This window comes from Pseudoduganella violaceinigra DSM 15887, assembly GCF_000425385.1.
GTDB lineage: Bacteria > Pseudomonadota > Gammaproteobacteria > Burkholderiales > Burkholderiaceae_D > Rugamonas > Rugamonas violaceinigra.
This window is the reverse complement of record NZ_AUDI01000001.1, coordinates 514,936-530,379: the sequence shown is the minus strand read 5'-3', so window position 1 is coordinate 530,379 and position 15,444 is coordinate 514,936. Positions and strand designations below refer to the sequence as shown.

The following is a 15,444-nucleotide window of genomic DNA, read 5'->3' as shown; positions in this document are numbered from 1 at the left end:
TCATGCGCGCAGTAATCAATGCTTACGGCAGGGCCCTCCTGTCCCAATTTCACGGCAAGATTTTATTGCTGAGTATTCTTCCCTTCATCCTGTCGGTCGCGCTGTGGGCGCTGCTGCTGTCCTTCGGCCTGCAGCCGCTGATGGACTGGCTGCAAGGCTACTTCATCGAATTCGAGATGTACCGCGTCACCAGCAGCTGGCTGATTTCGCTCGGCCTGGGCGGCCTGCGCTCGATCGTGGTGCCGCTGTTCGCGCTGCTCCTGCTGTTGCCGCTGATGATCGTCACGGCCATGGTCTTCATCGGCGTGGCCGCCATGCCCTTCATCGTGCGCCATGTCGGCGGCCGCCATTTCGCGCAGCTGGAAAAAAAGCAGGGCGGCTCCATCCTGGGCGGCGTGGTCAAGGCGCTGGGCGCCTTCGGCATCTTTGTGGTGGCCTGGCTGTGCATCCTGCCGACCTATATTTTCCCGCCGCTGGCCGGCCTGGCCACGGTGCTGCTGTGGGGCTGGCTCACCAGCCGCGTGATGAGCTACGACGCGCTGGCCGATTACGCCAGCGCCGAGGAACTGGCCAGGCTGCAGCGCGAACACCGCTGGCAGCTGATGGCGATCGGCGTCGTGTCCGGCCTGGCCGGCTCGCTGCCGGCCCTGGTGTGGGCGGTCGGCGCCGCCGCGGCGATTGCCTTCTTCCCCATCCTGCTGGCCGCGTCGCTGTGGGTGTATATCGTGATTTTCATCTTCACCGGCCTGTGGTTTGAGTATTATTGCCTGCAAGCGCTGGCGCAATTGCGCCACGCGCCTTTCGAGGAAAGCATATGCGTATCGGATTGATCATCATCGGCGACGAAATCCTGTCCGGGAAACGGGTCGACCAGCATTTCCCCAAAGTGGTGCAACTATTGACGGCGCGCGGCCTGCAACTGGGCTGGGCCGAGTTTGTCGGCGACGACCGCGAGCGGATCACCGCCACACTCAAGCGCACCTTTGCCAGCGGCGATATCGTGTTCTCCTGCGGCGGCATCGGCGCCACCCCGGACGACCACACCCGCCAGTCGGCCGCCGCGGCGCTTGGCCTGCCGCTGGTGATGCACGAGGGCGCCAGGGAGAGCATCCAGCAGCGCGTGCGCCAGGTGGCGGCGGAAAAAGGCGAAGTGGCCGACCTGGATTCGGCGGAAAACCTGCAGCGCCTGCAGATGGCCGAATTCCCGCAAGGCGCGGCGCTGATTCCAAATCCGTATAACAGCGTGGCCGGATTCGCGTATGGCACGCATTATTTCGTGCCCGGCTTCCCGGTGATGGCCTGGCCGATGATCGAATGGGTGCTCGATACGCACTACACCGACTTGTTCAATCGTGAGCCCCGCGCCGAGCAATCGGTGTTAGTGTTCGAGGCGGCCGAAGCCGCACTGACGCCGCTGATGCTGGCGCTGGAAGCAGCCTGGCCGCGCATCAAGGTGTTCAGTCTGCCCAGCGTGGGCGACGCGCAGACCCGGCGCCATATCGAGCTTGGTGTGAAAGGCGATCCGGCCCAGTGCCACGCTGCATTCACCCACATGTGCCGCGAACTCGATGCCCTGAATGTGGAGTACGCGAAGCCCTGATTCAACAGTGTGAAAAGGGTGTTAACGGCTCTTGTAACGGCGCGCATTTGCGCCGTTGTTTTTTTGCGAAAGTGTTACGTCAAGTTTAAATATTTTGCGAGTTGCCCCGTGCACTGCACGCCGTTGTGGTGCAATGGTAATCAAGCAGAAATACTCTGCGTGTACTGTCCGGTTTGATCACTATGACAAGCAACCGTCGTTTTCGCCGGCCCCGAGTTGTCGTCCGTGCGGTGCGCAAGATGCGCGCCGGTGTGGCAGCGATTGGATATGGCGGCAGCAGGCGGCGTTTGCGTTCGGTTCCTATGCCTTCCCATCAAGATAAAGAATCATCCTCCTACGAACCGACCGCGCCGACCGCGCCGGCACTGCCGCCGCCGTCGAAGCCGAAAAAAGGTTCGCGCTTGCGCAACGCGCTCCTGTTACTGATCCTGGTGCTGCTGACGGTCGCCGCCGTCTGGGGCTATCACGAAACGCGCACGTCGACCATGCAGGCGCGCGTGTTCACCGACCTGGTCGGCAAGCTGACGTACAAGGTCGAGCCGGGCCTCAGCAAGTCGATCCGCTTCCCGCACGACAGCCCCTACGACGAGCGCCTCGGCTACGCCAACCTGCCCGACTACCTGGACAAGCTGAAGGCGCGCGATTACGACGTCACGTCGCAGGCGCGCTTCTCGCCGAAAATGGTGGAGCTGGCCGATATGGGGGTGTTCGCGACCTACCGCGAAAAGACCCGCACCGGCCTGTCGATCTTCGACTGCCGCGAGCAGCCGCTGTTTACCGCCAGCTATCCGGAGCGCGTGTATGGCAGCTTCCAGCAGGCGCCGGCGGCCCTGGTGCAAAGCCTGCTGTTCATCGAGAACCGCGAACTGCTGGACGATAAATACCCGAAACGCAATCCGGCCGTGGAATGGGACCGCCTGTCCAAGGCCATCCTGGAAAAGACCATGAGCGCCGTGGGCGCCGGCGGCCACCGCGCGGCGGGCGGCTCGACCCTGGCCACCCAGATCGAGAAATACCGCCATTCGCCGGAAGGGCGCACCGGTTCGATGAAGGACAAGCTGCAGCAGATGGTGTCGGCCTCGCTGCGCGCCTACCAGCAGGGCGAGGACACCACCAAGGTGCGCCACCAGATCGTGGTCGACTACCTGAACACCGTGCCGCTGTCGGCCAAACCCGGCTACGGCGAAGTGAACGGCGTGGGCGATGGCATGTGGGTCTGGTACGGCCGCGACTTTGATGAAGTGCAGCGTCTGCTGGGCGGCAAGATGGACCAGCCGGGCAGCGCCCTGGCCTTCAAGGAGGCGCTGTCGCTGCTGATCGCCCAGCGCCGCCCCAGCTACTACCTGGGCGAAGGCGATGAAGACCTGGAAGTGCTGGCCAACAGCCACCTGCGCTTGCTGGCCGGCGCCGGCATCATCACGCCTCAGCTGCGCGACGCCGCGCTGAAGGAAAAACTGCACCCGGCCAAGGGCAGCGGCCTGCAGGCCGCGCCGCCGATGTCGTATGTGACCAAGAAGGCCTCCAACGCCGTGCGCGTGCACCTGGCCAACCTGCTGGGCGACAACCGCATGTACAACCTGGACCGCCTGGACCTGTCGGTGAACACCACGCTGGACGCGGACACCCAGAAGACCGTGACCGCCATGCTGCGCCAGCTGCGCGACCCGGACACCGCGGTCCAGGCCGGCCTGACCGGCAAGGGCATGCTGGGCAACGGCGACCCGGCCAATGTGGTGTACAGCTTCACCCTGCTGGAGCGGGGCGAACATGCCAACTACCTGCGCGTGCAGACCGATAACTACGACCAGCCGCTGGACATCAATGAAGGGGCCAAGCTGGACCTGGGTTCCACCGCCAAGCTGCGCACCCTGGTGACGTATATGGACATCGTCGACCAGCTGTACAAGAAGTACGGCGCGCTGGAACCGGCCGCGCTGAAGAAAATCAGCGTCGACCCGCGCGACCGCATCACCACCTGGGGCATGGAATACCTGGCCATGACGCCGCTGGACAAGCGCAGCCTGCCCGCCATGCTGGCGGCGGCGATGGAGCGCACCTATTCGGCCAACCCGGGCGAGGGCTTCTTCACCGGCGGCGGCCTGCATTACTTCGGCAACTTCAGCAAGGACGACGACTTCAAGATCATGACGGTGCGCGAAGCGCTGCGCCGCTCCACCAACCTGGTGTTCGTGCGCCTGATGCGCGACGTGGTGAAGTACTACTCCTTCCAGATGCCGGGCTCCTCGCAGACCGTGCTGGCCGACGCCGACGACCCGCGCCGCGCCGCCTACCTGGCGCGCTTCGCCGACAAGGAAGGCAAGGAATTCCTGTACCGCTTCTACGCCAAATACAAGGGCAAGAAGACGGCGGAACTGGACGGCATCCTGCTCGACACCATCCGCCCGACGCCGGTGCGCCTGGCGAATATCCACCGTACCGTCTACCCGAAAGCGTCGCAGGCGGAGTTCAACAAGTTCGTCAACGATAACCTGAAGGTGCAGAACGACGTGCCGGAGGACCGCCTGGCCAAGATGTACGAGCAGTACGCCATCGACAATTGGAGCCTGGCCGACCGCGGCTACCTGGCCACCGTGCACCCGCTGGAGCTGTGGCTGGTGGCCTACCTGCACCAGAACGAAGGCGCCTCCCTGGCCGACGTGGTCGCCGCCAGCGAGAAGGAGCGCCAGGAAGTCTACCAATGGCTGTTCAAGACCCACCGCAAGCATGCGCAGGACAAGCGCATCGCCGGCCTGCTGGAAATGGAAGCCTTCATGGGCATCCACCGCCAGTGGAAGAAGATGGGCTACCCCTTCGAATCCCTGGTGCCGTCCTACGCCACCACGCTGGGCGCCTCGGCCGACCGCCCGGCGGCGCTGGCGGAGATGATGGGGATCATCATCAACGGCGGCGTGCGCAAGACCACCCAGCGCATCGAATCGCTGCATTTTGCCGCCGGCACGCCGTACGAAACCTCGGTGGCGCGCACCAAATCGAGCAGCAATGAACAGGTGCTGTCGCCGGAAGTGGCGCGCGCGGTGGCCGATGCGATCCGCGAAGTGGTGTCGGACGGCACGGCGCGGCGCGTGAAGGCGGCCTTCGTCGGCGCGGACGGACAGATCATTCCGGTGGGCGGCAAGACCGGCACCGGCGACCAGCGCTTCGACGTGTTCGCGGCGGGCGGGCGCCTGATCGAGTCGCGCTATGTGAACCGCTCGGCGACCTTCGTGTTCAATATCGGCGAGCGCTTCTTCGGCTCGATGACGGCCTATGTGCACGGGCCGGAGTCGAAGAATTACGACTTCACTTCAGCCTTGCCGGTGCAGCTGCTGACGGTGCTGGCGCCTTCGCTGATGCCGCTGATCGAACCGAACCAGCAAAAGGCCGCGCCGGTGGTCACCGCGATGGCGGCCAGTGCGCCCGGCGGGGTGCAGCCGGTGGCGACGGCGGCGCTGGCGGCGGCCACCGCGGCGGCGGTGCCTGCCGCGCCGCTGCGTGCCTGCGGCGCGCGCTAAAACCGGTCAACCGGGGCCGGCCCCAACGGTCTTGCGGCCGGAGGAGGGCGCACACCAGTGTCTGACCCAGCGGGTCGGACACTGCCTTAGCGGTTTACAATGCGCCCCATGAAGCTCATCAAATTCACCCGATTCAGCCCGCGCGACCTGCTGGTCTCCTTCGCCCCCACCATCCTGCTGATCGCCGGCGCCTGCGCGCTGGCCTACTGGATCATCGACCCGACCCCGCCGCACGTGGTCAAGCTCTCCACCGGGCAGGAAAACAGCGCCTACGAAAACATCGGCAAGCGCTATGCGCAGGCGATGGCCAAGCACGGCATCCAAGTCACCCTGCAGCAAAGCCAGGGCTCGCAGGAAAACCTGCAGCGCCTGAACAAGGGCGACACCGACATCGCCTTCGTGCAAAGCGGCTCCACCAACGAAGCCGAAGCCGAGCGGCGCGGCCTGATTTCGCTGGGCAGCCTGTTCACCGAGCCGCTGTGGCTGTTCATGCGCGACAAGAAGGCGGTCACCAGCCTGACCCACCTGAAAGGCAAGAAGATCAACCTCGGCCCGGAAGGCAGCGGCGTGCCGCGGCTGTTCCGCCAGGTGCTGCAGGTGAACGGCGTGCACGCCGACGATATCCAGGCCAGCGACCTGGAAAACACCCCCGCCACGGTGGAACTGCTGGAAGGTCGCATCGACGCCCTGGTGTTCGCCGCCGCGCCCGACGATCCGCTGATCCAGATGCTGCTGATGACGCCGGGGATCAAGCTGTTCAACTTCACCCAGGCCGAAGCCTACACGCGGCGTCTGCCGTTCCTGACCCATGTCACGCTGCCGCGCGGGATCGTCGACCTGGGGCGCGACTTGCCGGCGCGCGACTACCACCTGATCGCCCCGACCGCGACCCTGGTGGCGCGGGAAGACCTGCATCCGGCCCTGGTGGACCTGTTCATCCAGGCCGCCAGCGGCATCCATAGCGGCGCCGGCTGGTTCCAGCAGCAAGGCCAGTTCCCGTCGCCGCGCTACACCGAGATTCCGGTGGCGCGCGAGGCGTCCAAGTTCTACAAGGACGGGCCGCCTTTCCTGCAGCGTTATATGAGCTTCTGGCTGGCCAACCTGTTCGACCGCCTGTGGGTGGTGCTGCTGGCGGTCGGTGCGCTGGTGCTGCCCCTGTCGCGCGTGGTGCCGCCGCTGTATGTATGGCGCATCCGCTCGCGCGTCTACCGCTGGTACGGCCAACTGCGTTCGGTGGAGCAGGGCGTGGATGAAGGCAAGCCGCGGGAAGAACTGCTGCACCGCCTGGACCAGATCGAAGAGCGCGTGAACCGCCTGACGGTGCCGCTCTCCTTTGCCGATGAGTTCTACGGCCTGCGCAACCACATCGAGTTTGTGCGGCAAAGGCTACGTACAAACACTTAAAAGTGTTGTGTCCGCGAGACCTCTAATTGACAGTTCCTTACTGTTACCTCAAATATAAGCCGGGGAGTGAAACTGGTTTAACGATAAGGGGTAGCTATGGCACCAAGAAAACAGGTTCTCGCAATTGCAATCGCGGCACTTTTCGCACATGCCGCCTGGGCCCAGGAAGCGCCCGCCGGCGACACCGCCACCGTCGTCGTGACCGGCACGCGCGTATCGAACCGCACCGTGCTCGATACCACCGCGCCGGTGGACGTCATCAGCGCCGACACCATCAAGAACAGCGGGGTGCCGGAAATCACCCAGGCGCTGTCGGTGGCCCTGCCTTCGCTGAATTTCCCGCGCCCCGGCCTGGCCGACGGCACCGACACCATCCGCCCGGCCACGCTGCGCGGCCTGGCGCCCGACCAGACCCTGGTCCTGGTCAATTCCAAGCGCCGCCATTCATCTTCGCTGGTGAACCTGAACGGCACCATCGGCCGCGGCTCGGCGTCGGTGGACATGAATGCCATCCCGGCCGGCATCGTCAAGAGCATCGAGGTGTTGCGTGATGGCGCCTCCGCCCAGTATGGTTCGGACGCCATTGCAGGCGTGGTCAATATCCGCCTGCGCAGCGACCGCACCGGAGGGGACGCCAGCTTCAGCTACGGCCGCCGCGATACCGAATACAGCTTCAACCCGGGTACGCCGCCGGCCGGCGCCACGTGGGGCACGCAGGACTCGCGCAAGCGCAAGGACGGCAACACCGCCACCTACAGCCTGTGGAAAGGCATGGAACTGGGCGAGGACGGTTTCCTGACCATCGCGCTGGAGCGCAAGCGCCAGGACCATACCGAGCGTTCGGGCTGGGACGTGCGTCAGCAATACGTGACGGTGAACGGCGCTTTCGATCCGCGCGAGGCGAACTTTGACCGCTTCAACGCCTGGTACGGCGAGCCTGAGCTCAAGCAGAACACCTTCTTCGCCAATGCCGGCTATAACCTGCAAGGCGGCGTCAAACTGTACGGCTGGACCAGCTACCAGGACCGCGATGGCAAGGGCGCCGGATTCTTCCGCCGCGCCCAGCAGAACACCAACACCATCGAGATTTATCCGAATGGCTACCTGCCCTTCATCGAACCCTCGGTAGCGGATTTCAGCGCCGCCTTAGGCGCCGCCTGGACCGCCGGTGCATGGGATATGGATGCCTCGGTGTCGTATGGCCAGAATGAGATGGACTTCACCATCGCCAACACGCTGAACCGCTCGCTCGGCCCGGCCTCCAAGACCGTGTTCGATGCGGGCGGTTTCAAATACGACCAGACGACTTTCAACCTTGCCGGCGTGCGGCAATTTGAAGTGGGATTATCGTCCCCGCTGAACCTGGCCGTCGGCGCCGAAGCGCGCCGCGAGGGATATTCGCTGCATGCCGGTGAGCCCGATTCGTGGCGCAACGGCGGCGTGTTGCTGGGCGGTGTCAAGACCGCCTCGGGCTCGCAGGTGTTCCCGGGCTTCCAGCCGCGCGATGCGCGCGACGTCAGCCGCAAGGCATACTCCGCATACGCCGACGTGGAAGCGAACATCACGGACAAGCTGCTGGCATCGGCGGCGGTGCGCGGCGAGCATTACACCGACTTTGGCAATAACTGGTCGGGCAAGCTGGCGGGACGCTACAACTTCACGCCGGACTTCGCCTTGCGCGGTTCGGTGCAGAACGGCTTCCGCGCGCCGTCGCCGCAGCAGCAGTACTTTACTTCGACGGCGATCAATTTCATTAACGGGGTGCCGTTCGACATCATGACGCTCAAGCCGTCCGATCCGGCTGCGATTGCACTCGGCGCCAAACCGCTTGACGCCGAAAAGTCGACCAACTTCTCGCTGGGTGCGGTGGCCAAGGCGGGCAAGGCCAGCTTGACGGTCGATGCGTTCCAGATCAAGATCCGCGACCGTATCGTATTGTCGGAAAACCTGATTCAGGCGAATGTGCGCAGCTACCTGGTGTCGCAAGGCTTTGACGACGTCGGCGCCCGCTTCTTCATCAACGGGGTGGACACCACGACCCGCGGCGTGGATGTGGTGGCGAGCTATCCGTGGAATGCGGCGGCGGCGGGCAAGTTCGACTTCACCCTGGCGGGCAACTACACCAAGACCGAGGTGACCAAGGTGCCGGTGACGGCGCAGCTGCAGGCCCTGAATCCGGCCCCAGCCTTGTTCGCCAGGGTAAATGTGCTGACGTTCGAGCATGGCACGCCGAAGACCAAGTTCACGGCCAGTGTCAACCATGCGCTCGGTGCGTGGAGCGGTACCCTGCGCGCGACGCGGTATGGCAAGGTGCTGGCGCCCGGAACGACGCCTTCGGATGATTTCTGGATGACGCCGAAGACGCTGGTCGATATCGAAGGGCGTTACAAGATCACCCAGCGCCTGACGGCGGCCTTGGGGGCGGAGAACCTGTTCGACCAGTATCCCGATCCGTTCCCGGCTGCGCTGAATAGCACCGGCAATGCGCCGTTCTCCAATTATTCGCCGTTCGGGCGCAGCGGGCGGTTTGTGTATGCGCGCTTGAACTACGCGCTCTAACAGCGGTAAACCCGGGTCAGGCCCAATGGTCTGACCCGCCCTGCGTTTCAGGCGCCGGCCCAGGGCAGGCCGGCCTTGCACCAGCCGCCCACGGTCTTGCGGTGGCCGTTGGCGTCCTTGTCGCCTTCAAAGCCTTCCAGGATGTCGTAGCACTGGGTGTAGCCGGCCTCGGTGGCCGCCTTGGCCGCGTGGCGCGAGCGCACGCCGGAACGGCACAGGAACACGATCACCGTGTCCTTGCCCGGTACGGCAGCGGCCAACTGGCCCAGGAAATCAGGATTCGGGGTGCCGCCCGGATACACATTCCACTGCACCGCCTGGTGCTGGTCGGCCGGAATCGCCACCCGTCCCACCCAGTCGCGCTCGGCATGCGTGCGCACATCCACCAGGCGCACATGCGGGTCGCTGTTGAGCAACGCGTAGGCCTCTTGCGGGGTCACTGCACCGGCATAGGGCAGGGAAGTGTCGCGTTTGCGTGCACGGTCGAGGATTTCGGCATGGGAACTCATGGTTTTTCCTTTATGATGACTGCACCACAACGATGCATTTGCATTAATTGGTGCGAAAACGCACCATGGTGGTGCGATAAATGGCAGGCGCACCCGCATGGTGCGTCTTTTTTGTGTCGGGTGGGTGGATTTAGCTGGCATGATATCTGCTTAATGTACCACCAGCGTTGGCCGCACCCAAGAGGTCGCGGCAGTTTTTTCACTTAGGAGATATGTAATGGCACTGACCGCCGCAGACGTTCTGAAGATGGTACAAGAGCACGAAGTCAAATTCGTGGACTTCCGTTTCGCCGATACCCGTGGCAAGGAACAGCACGTAACCGTGCCTGTGTCCCATTTCGACATCGACAAATTTGAATCGGGCCACGCCTTCGACGGCTCCTCCATCGCTGGCTGGAAAGGCATTGAAGCGTCGGACATGATCCTGCTGCCGGATCCGGCAACCGCCAATATCGACCCATTCTTCGAAGAAACCACCCTGTTCATGCAGTGCGACGTGATCGAACCGTCGGACGGCAAGGGGTACGACCGCGACCCGCGCTCCATCGCCAAGCGCGCTGAAGCCTACCTGAAATCCTCCGGCCTGGGCGACACCGCCTACTTCGGCCCAGAGCCGGAATTCTTCATCTTCGACTCCGTGAAGTGGAAGATCGACATGTCCGGCGCGATGGTCAAGATCGACTCCGACGAAGCGTCCTGGTCGACCGACAAAGACATCGATGGCGGCAACTCCGGCCACCGTCCAACCGTCAAAGGCGGCTACTTCCCGGTGCCGCCAGTCGACTCCTTCCAGGACATGCGCTCGGAAATGTGCCTGATCCTGGAATCGATGGGCATCCCGGTCGAAGTGCACCACCACGAAGTGGCCGGCGCCGGCCAGAACGAAATCGGCACCAAGTTCTCGACCCTGGTCGAGCGCGCCGACTGGACCCAGAACCTGAAATACGTGGTGTGGAACGTGGCCCACTCCTACGGCAAGACCGCCACCTTCATGCCTAAGCCCGTGGTGGGCGACAACGGCTCGGGCATGCACGTGCACCAGTCGATCTGGAAAGACGGCAAGAACCTGTTCGCCGGCGACGGCTATGCCGGCCTGTCCGACTTCGCCCTGTACTACATCGGCGGCATCATCAAGCACGCCAAGGCACTGAACGCGATCACCAACCCAGGCACCAACTCCTACAAGCGCCTGGTGCCAGGCTACGAAGCGCCAGTGAAGCTGGCTTACTCGGCACGCAACCGTTCGGCCTCGATCCGTATCCCGCACGTGGCCAATCCAAAAGGCCGCCGTATCGAAACCCGCTTCCCGGACCCGCTGGCCAACCCATACCTGTGCTTCGCCGCACTGATGATGGCCGGCCTGGACGGCGTGCAGAACAAGATCCACCCGGGCGAAGCCGCGTCGAAAGACCTGTACCACCTGCCGCCGGAAGAAGATGCACTGATCCCGACCGTCTGCGCATCGCTGGAAGAAGCCCTGGACCACCTGAACAAAGACCGTGAGTTCCTGACCCGCGGCGGCGTGTTCACCGATTCGATGATCGATGCCTACATCGACCTGAAGATGACCGAAGTCACCCGCATGCGCCAGACCACCCACCCGGTCGAGTTCGACATGTACTACTCCCTGTAATCGGGATGCCTTGCCGGTCTTGACTGGCAGTCAACAAAGCGCGAGGTCAGCAGGCTGCTTTCCTCGCGTTTTTTTTCGGATGTTGTATAGTCGGGGCATGAACACTCGCATTTTCGTACTACAAGGGCTGGCACTGCTGGCCATGAGCGGCGCAGCACAGGCCCAGCAAATTTACCTCTGCGTCAACGCCGAAGGCCAAAAGGAATTGACCGATTCGCGCAAGGGCCCGCACTGCAAGGCGCTGGACCTGCCGGGCACCGCGATTCCCGCGCCGGGCGGCGCGCGCAAGGGCACGCCATCCGCGCCGGCGGTGGCGCCGGCCAATTTCCCGCGCGTGGAAAGCGCCGAGCAGAAAGCCCGCGATGCCGACCGCCGCGCCATCCTGACCGATGAATTGAACACTGAAAACCGAAAGCTGGCCGATTTGCGCAAGGAATTCAATAACGGCGAGCCGGAACGCCGTGCCGACGAACGCAATGGCAGCAAATACCAGGAGCGCGTGGCTGGCCTGAAGGACAGCATTGCGCGCACCGAACAGAACGTGGAAGCGCTGAAGCGCGAGCTTGCCAATATAAAATGACCCCAGACAGCCCTGCCAGCTCCCGGCCCGCTGCCCTGGCAGGCCTGGACCTGCTGGCATCGGCCGTCGTCCTCGTCGATGGCGGCGGCCATATTGTCTATATCAACGCCGCCGGCGAAAACCTGCTGGAATCGTCGCTGAAAGCCCTGGCGCGCCAGCCGCTGGGCGGCCTGTTCGCGGCGCCGCTGGAACTGGAACACATCATCGCGCAGGCGCGCGAACACAAATTCTCCGATGTACGGCAAGAGCTGGTGCTGGAGCGCGCCGGGCGCGACGCCCTGCACGTGCACATCATCGCCAGCGCGCTGGACGAGCCGGACGGCACGGTGCTGATCGAACTGCGCGAAATCGTACAGCAGGTCAAGCAGGACCGCGAAGAGCGCCTGATGGACCAGAGCCAGGCCAATAAGGAGCTGATCCGCAACCTGGCGCATGAAATCAAGAACCCCCTGGGCGGCATCCGCGGCGCGGCCCAGCTGCTGGAAATGGAGCTGCCGCCGCTGCACCTGACCCAGCTGCGCGAATACACCCAGGTCATCATCAAGGAAGCGGACCGCCTGCAGACCCTGGTGGACCGCCTGCTGGCGCCGCACCGCCGCCCGCATATCGTGGGCGACGTGAATATCCACGAAGTGCTGGAGCGGGTGCGCAGCCTGATCCTGGCCGAATTCCCGTTCGGGCTGGCGATCCGGCGCGACTACGACGCCTCCCTGCCGGAATTTCGCGGCGACAAGGAGCAACTGATCCAGGCGGTGCTGAACATCGCCCACAACGCGGCCCAGGCGCTGGCGGCGCGCATCGCCGCCGGCGATGCCGAGATCATTTTCCGCACGCGCGTGGCGCGCCAGATGACGCTGGCGAAGGTCCGCTATCAGCTGGCATTAGATTTGCATATCAGCGATAACGGACCGGGCATCCCGCCCCAGATCCGCGACCGCATCTTCTACCCGCTGGTGTCGGGCCGGGATGGCGGCAGCGGCCTGGGGCTGACGCTGGCGCAGACCTTCGTGCAGCAGCATATGGGCGTGATCGAATGCGAAAGCAGGCCTGGCCAAACGGACTTCAGAATCTTATTGCCTTTGCCTTGATCGGACTAAATGAAACCAATCTGGATTGTTGACGACGACGAATCGATCCGCTGGGTGCTGGAGAAAGCCCTGGCGCGCGAGAACCTCGCCACGCGCAGCTTTGCCAATGCCCGCGACGCGGCCGCGGCGCTCGAGCACGAGACGCCGCAGGTGCTGGTGTCGGACATCCGCATGCCGGGCGCCTCCGGCCTCGACCTGCTGCAGCTGGTCAAGCAGCGCCATCCCGGCCTGCCGGTGATCATCATTACCGCCTTCTCCGACCTGGACTCGGCCGTTTCGGCCTTCCAGGGCGGCGCCTTCGAATACCTGGCCAAGCCTTTCGATATCGACAAGGCGGTGGAATTGATCCGCCGCGCGCTGGACGAGAGCCTGCGCGAGGCAAGCGTGGAAGCGGGGCCGGCCGATACGCCGGAAATCCTGGGCCAGGCGCCGGCCATGCAGGAAGTGTTCCGCGCCATCGGCCGCCTGTCGCAGTCGAATGTGACGGTGCTGATCACCGGCGAGTCGGGCACCGGCAAGGAGCTGGTGGCGCGCGCGCTGCACAAGCACAGCCCGCGCGCCGTCCAGCCCTTCATCGCCATCAACACGGCCGCGATCCCGAAAGACTTGCTGGAATCGGAACTGTTCGGCCATGAGCGCGGCGCCTTCACCGGCGCCCAGACCACGCGCCGCGGCCGCTTCGAGCAGGCCGAAGGCGGCACCCTGTTCATGGACGAAATCGGCGACATGCCGTTCGACCTGCAGACGCGCCTGCTGCGCGTGCTGTCGGACGGGCACTTCTACCGCGTCGGCGGCCACTCGCCGCTCAAGGCCAATGTGCGGGTGATTACCGCCACCCACCAGAACCTGGAGCAGCGCGTGCGCGACGGCCTGTTCCGCGAAGACTTGTACCACCGCCTGAACGTGATCCGCTTGCGCCTGCCCAGTTTGCGGGAGCGGCGCGAAGACATCCCCATCCTGGTGCGCCACTTTCTGGTGCAAAGCGCGCGCCAGTTGGGCGTGGAAGCCAAGCGCATGAGCGACGCGACGCTGGCCTTCCTGCAGCAGCTGGAGTTGCCGGGCAATGTGCGCCAGCTGGAAAACCTGTGCAACTGGATCACCGTGATGGCGCCGGGGCAGACGGTAGAAGTGAAGGACTTGCCGCCGGAATTGGCGCAGGGCCAGGACAGCGTGGCCCCCGCCGCCGCGCCGGTGGCGGCGGACGCCGCCATGCCCCAGCACCACGGCCAGGTGGCACCGGTGGCGCCGCTGGCGCCGCCGGCGCTGGCCGCGTCGCCGGAAGGCTGGCTCAGCCTGCTGGAACTGCAGGCGGCGGGCATGCTGAGCAGCGGCCAGCAGGACGTGATGGACATCCTCGGGCGCCAGTTCGAGTCGGCCCTGATCCGCACCGCGCTCAAATACACCCACGGGCGCAAGAACGATGCCGCGATCCGCCTGGGCATCGGCCGCAACACCATCACCCGCAAGATCGCCGAGCTCGGCATCGACGGCGCGAAGGACGACTAGCGCCGCCGACATTTGGTATGCTGCGGGCTGGATAAGTTTGAGGAGCCTGCATGCTGATTAATTGCGTCGCCTACCAGGATGGGCGCAAGCTGGCTGATATCCCGGTGGTCGATATCAGCGAATACGTGGCGCGTCCGGACGCCTTTGTCTGGGTGGCGCTGCGCGACGCCACGCGCGAGGAACTGGAAGTGATGCAGGAGGAGTTCGGCCTGCACGAACTGGCGGTGGAGGATGCGGGCCGCGGCCAGCAGCGGCCGAAAATCGAGGAGTACGGCGATTCCCTGTTCGTCGTCGTCAAAATGCTCGAGCTGCGCGAGGGCGAGCTGCATCTGGGCGAGGTCGATATCTTCGTCGGCCCCAACTACGTGCTGTCGACCCGTTCCAATTCGACCCAGGATTTCCTCGGCGTGCGTGCGCGCGCCGAGCGTGAACCGCACCTGCTGCAGCAAGGGGCCGGCTTCGTGCTGTACGCCCTGATGGACGCCGTGGTCGACCGCTATTTCCCCATCGTCGATACGCTGGAGATGGAGCTGGAAAAGATCGAGGAGCGCATCTTCATCCGCGGCTCGCAGCAGGACAATATCGAGCGCCTGTACGAACTGAAACGCAAGGTGATGACGGTGCGCCACACCGTCGCGCCGCTGCTGGACGCCATCGGCAAGCTGCACGGCGGGCGCGTCCCGGCCGTCTGCAGCAATACCCAGGAATACTTCCGCGACGTCCACGACCATCTGCTGCGCATCAATGCCGCCCTCGATACCATGCGCGAGACCATCGGCACGGCGATCCAGGTCAACCTGTCGATGGTGGCGCTGGAAGAGGGCGAGGTCAACAAGCGCCTGGCGGCCTGGGCCGCCATCTTCGCCGTGTTGACCGCCTTTGCCGGCATCTGGGGCATGAATTTCAAGCATATGCCTGAGCTGGACTGGCGTTTCGGCTATCCCAGCGCCCTGGCCCTGATGCTTGTTGTTTGCGGTTCCCTGTACCGTCGCTTTAAGAAGGCAGGGTGGCTGTAGCGGTATATAATTTACAATAAACAAGCTCTCGTGGGGC

11 protein-coding genes are annotated in these 15,444 nt (G+C 64.2%); 10 read left to right on the top strand and 1 reads right to left on the bottom strand.

The features are described from left to right. Nucleotides 1–2: 2 nt before the first annotated feature. From H597_RS0102440 to H597_RS0102420, 5 genes are all read left to right on the top strand, one after another. Nucleotides 3–830 (top strand): EI24 domain-containing protein, encoded by an 828-nt coding sequence (locus H597_RS0102440; protein WP_028100719.1) that lies wholly within the window; start codon nucleotides 3–5, stop codon nucleotides 828–830. Further along, nucleotides 815–1,600, top strand: coding sequence for a competence/damage-inducible protein A (locus H597_RS0102435; RefSeq protein ID WP_028100718.1), 786 nt, complete (start codon nucleotides 815–817; stop codon nucleotides 1,598–1,600). Before H597_RS0102440 ends, H597_RS0102435 begins: the two co-directional genes overlap by 16 nt. A 302-nt stretch (nucleotides 1,601–1,902) precedes the next feature. Beyond that, nucleotides 1,903–5,112 carry a transglycosylase domain-containing protein gene (locus H597_RS0102430; protein ID WP_028100717.1) on the top strand — a complete coding sequence of 1,070 codons (3,210 nt, stop codon included), beginning with the start codon at nucleotides 1,903–1,905 and terminating at the stop codon, nucleotides 5,110–5,112. A 99-nt stretch (nucleotides 5,113–5,211) separates the two neighbouring features. After that, on the top strand, nucleotides 5,212–6,516 hold the full coding sequence (locus H597_RS29480) for a TAXI family TRAP transporter solute-binding subunit (RefSeq protein WP_051293472.1): 1,305 nt from the start codon (nucleotides 5,212–5,214) through the stop codon (nucleotides 6,514–6,516). A gap of 96 nt (nucleotides 6,517–6,612) precedes the next feature. Continuing rightward, a complete protein-coding gene (locus tag H597_RS0102420; RefSeq protein WP_028100716.1) occupies nucleotides 6,613–9,075 on the top strand; it encodes a TonB-dependent receptor plug domain-containing protein in 2,463 nt (820 codons plus the stop codon). Nucleotides 9,076–9,122: 47 nt separating this feature from the next. On the opposite strand, the gene H597_RS0102415 is transcribed toward H597_RS0102420, so the two are convergent. Next, nucleotides 9,123–9,584, bottom strand: a complete 462-nt coding sequence (locus H597_RS0102415; protein ID WP_028100715.1) for a rhodanese-like domain-containing protein — start codon at nucleotides 9,582–9,584, stop codon at nucleotides 9,123–9,125. Nucleotides 9,585–9,801: 217 nt separating this feature from the next. Between H597_RS0102415 and glnA the strand changes: the two genes are divergently transcribed. From glnA to corA, 5 genes are all read left to right on the top strand, one after another. Further along, complete coding sequence (glnA, locus tag H597_RS0102410) at nucleotides 9,802–11,217, top strand: type I glutamate--ammonia ligase (protein ID WP_028100714.1); 1,416 nt, start codon at nucleotides 9,802–9,804, stop codon at nucleotides 11,215–11,217. A gap of 97 nt (nucleotides 11,218–11,314) precedes the next feature. Then, complete coding sequence (locus H597_RS0102405) at nucleotides 11,315–11,797, top strand: hypothetical protein (protein ID WP_035372870.1); 483 nt, start codon at nucleotides 11,315–11,317, stop codon at nucleotides 11,795–11,797. Further along, nucleotides 11,794–12,885: a nitrogen regulation protein NR(II) gene (gene glnL, locus H597_RS0102400; protein WP_028100712.1), complete on the top strand. Its 1,092-nt coding sequence runs from the start codon at nucleotides 11,794–11,796 to the stop codon at nucleotides 12,883–12,885. Before H597_RS0102405 ends, glnL begins: the two co-directional genes overlap by 4 nt. A 9-nt stretch (nucleotides 12,886–12,894) precedes the next feature. Beyond that, entirely contained in the window at nucleotides 12,895–14,391 is a 1,497-nt protein-coding gene (gene ntrC, locus H597_RS0102395) for a nitrogen regulation protein NR(I) (RefSeq protein WP_028100711.1), read from the top strand. Nucleotides 14,392–14,441: 50 nt separating this feature from the next. Next, nucleotides 14,442–15,407: a magnesium/cobalt transporter CorA gene (gene corA / locus H597_RS0102390; RefSeq protein WP_028100710.1), complete on the top strand. Its 966-nt coding sequence runs from the start codon at nucleotides 14,442–14,444 to the stop codon at nucleotides 15,405–15,407. The last annotated feature ends 37 nt before the right edge of the window (nucleotides 15,408–15,444 follow it).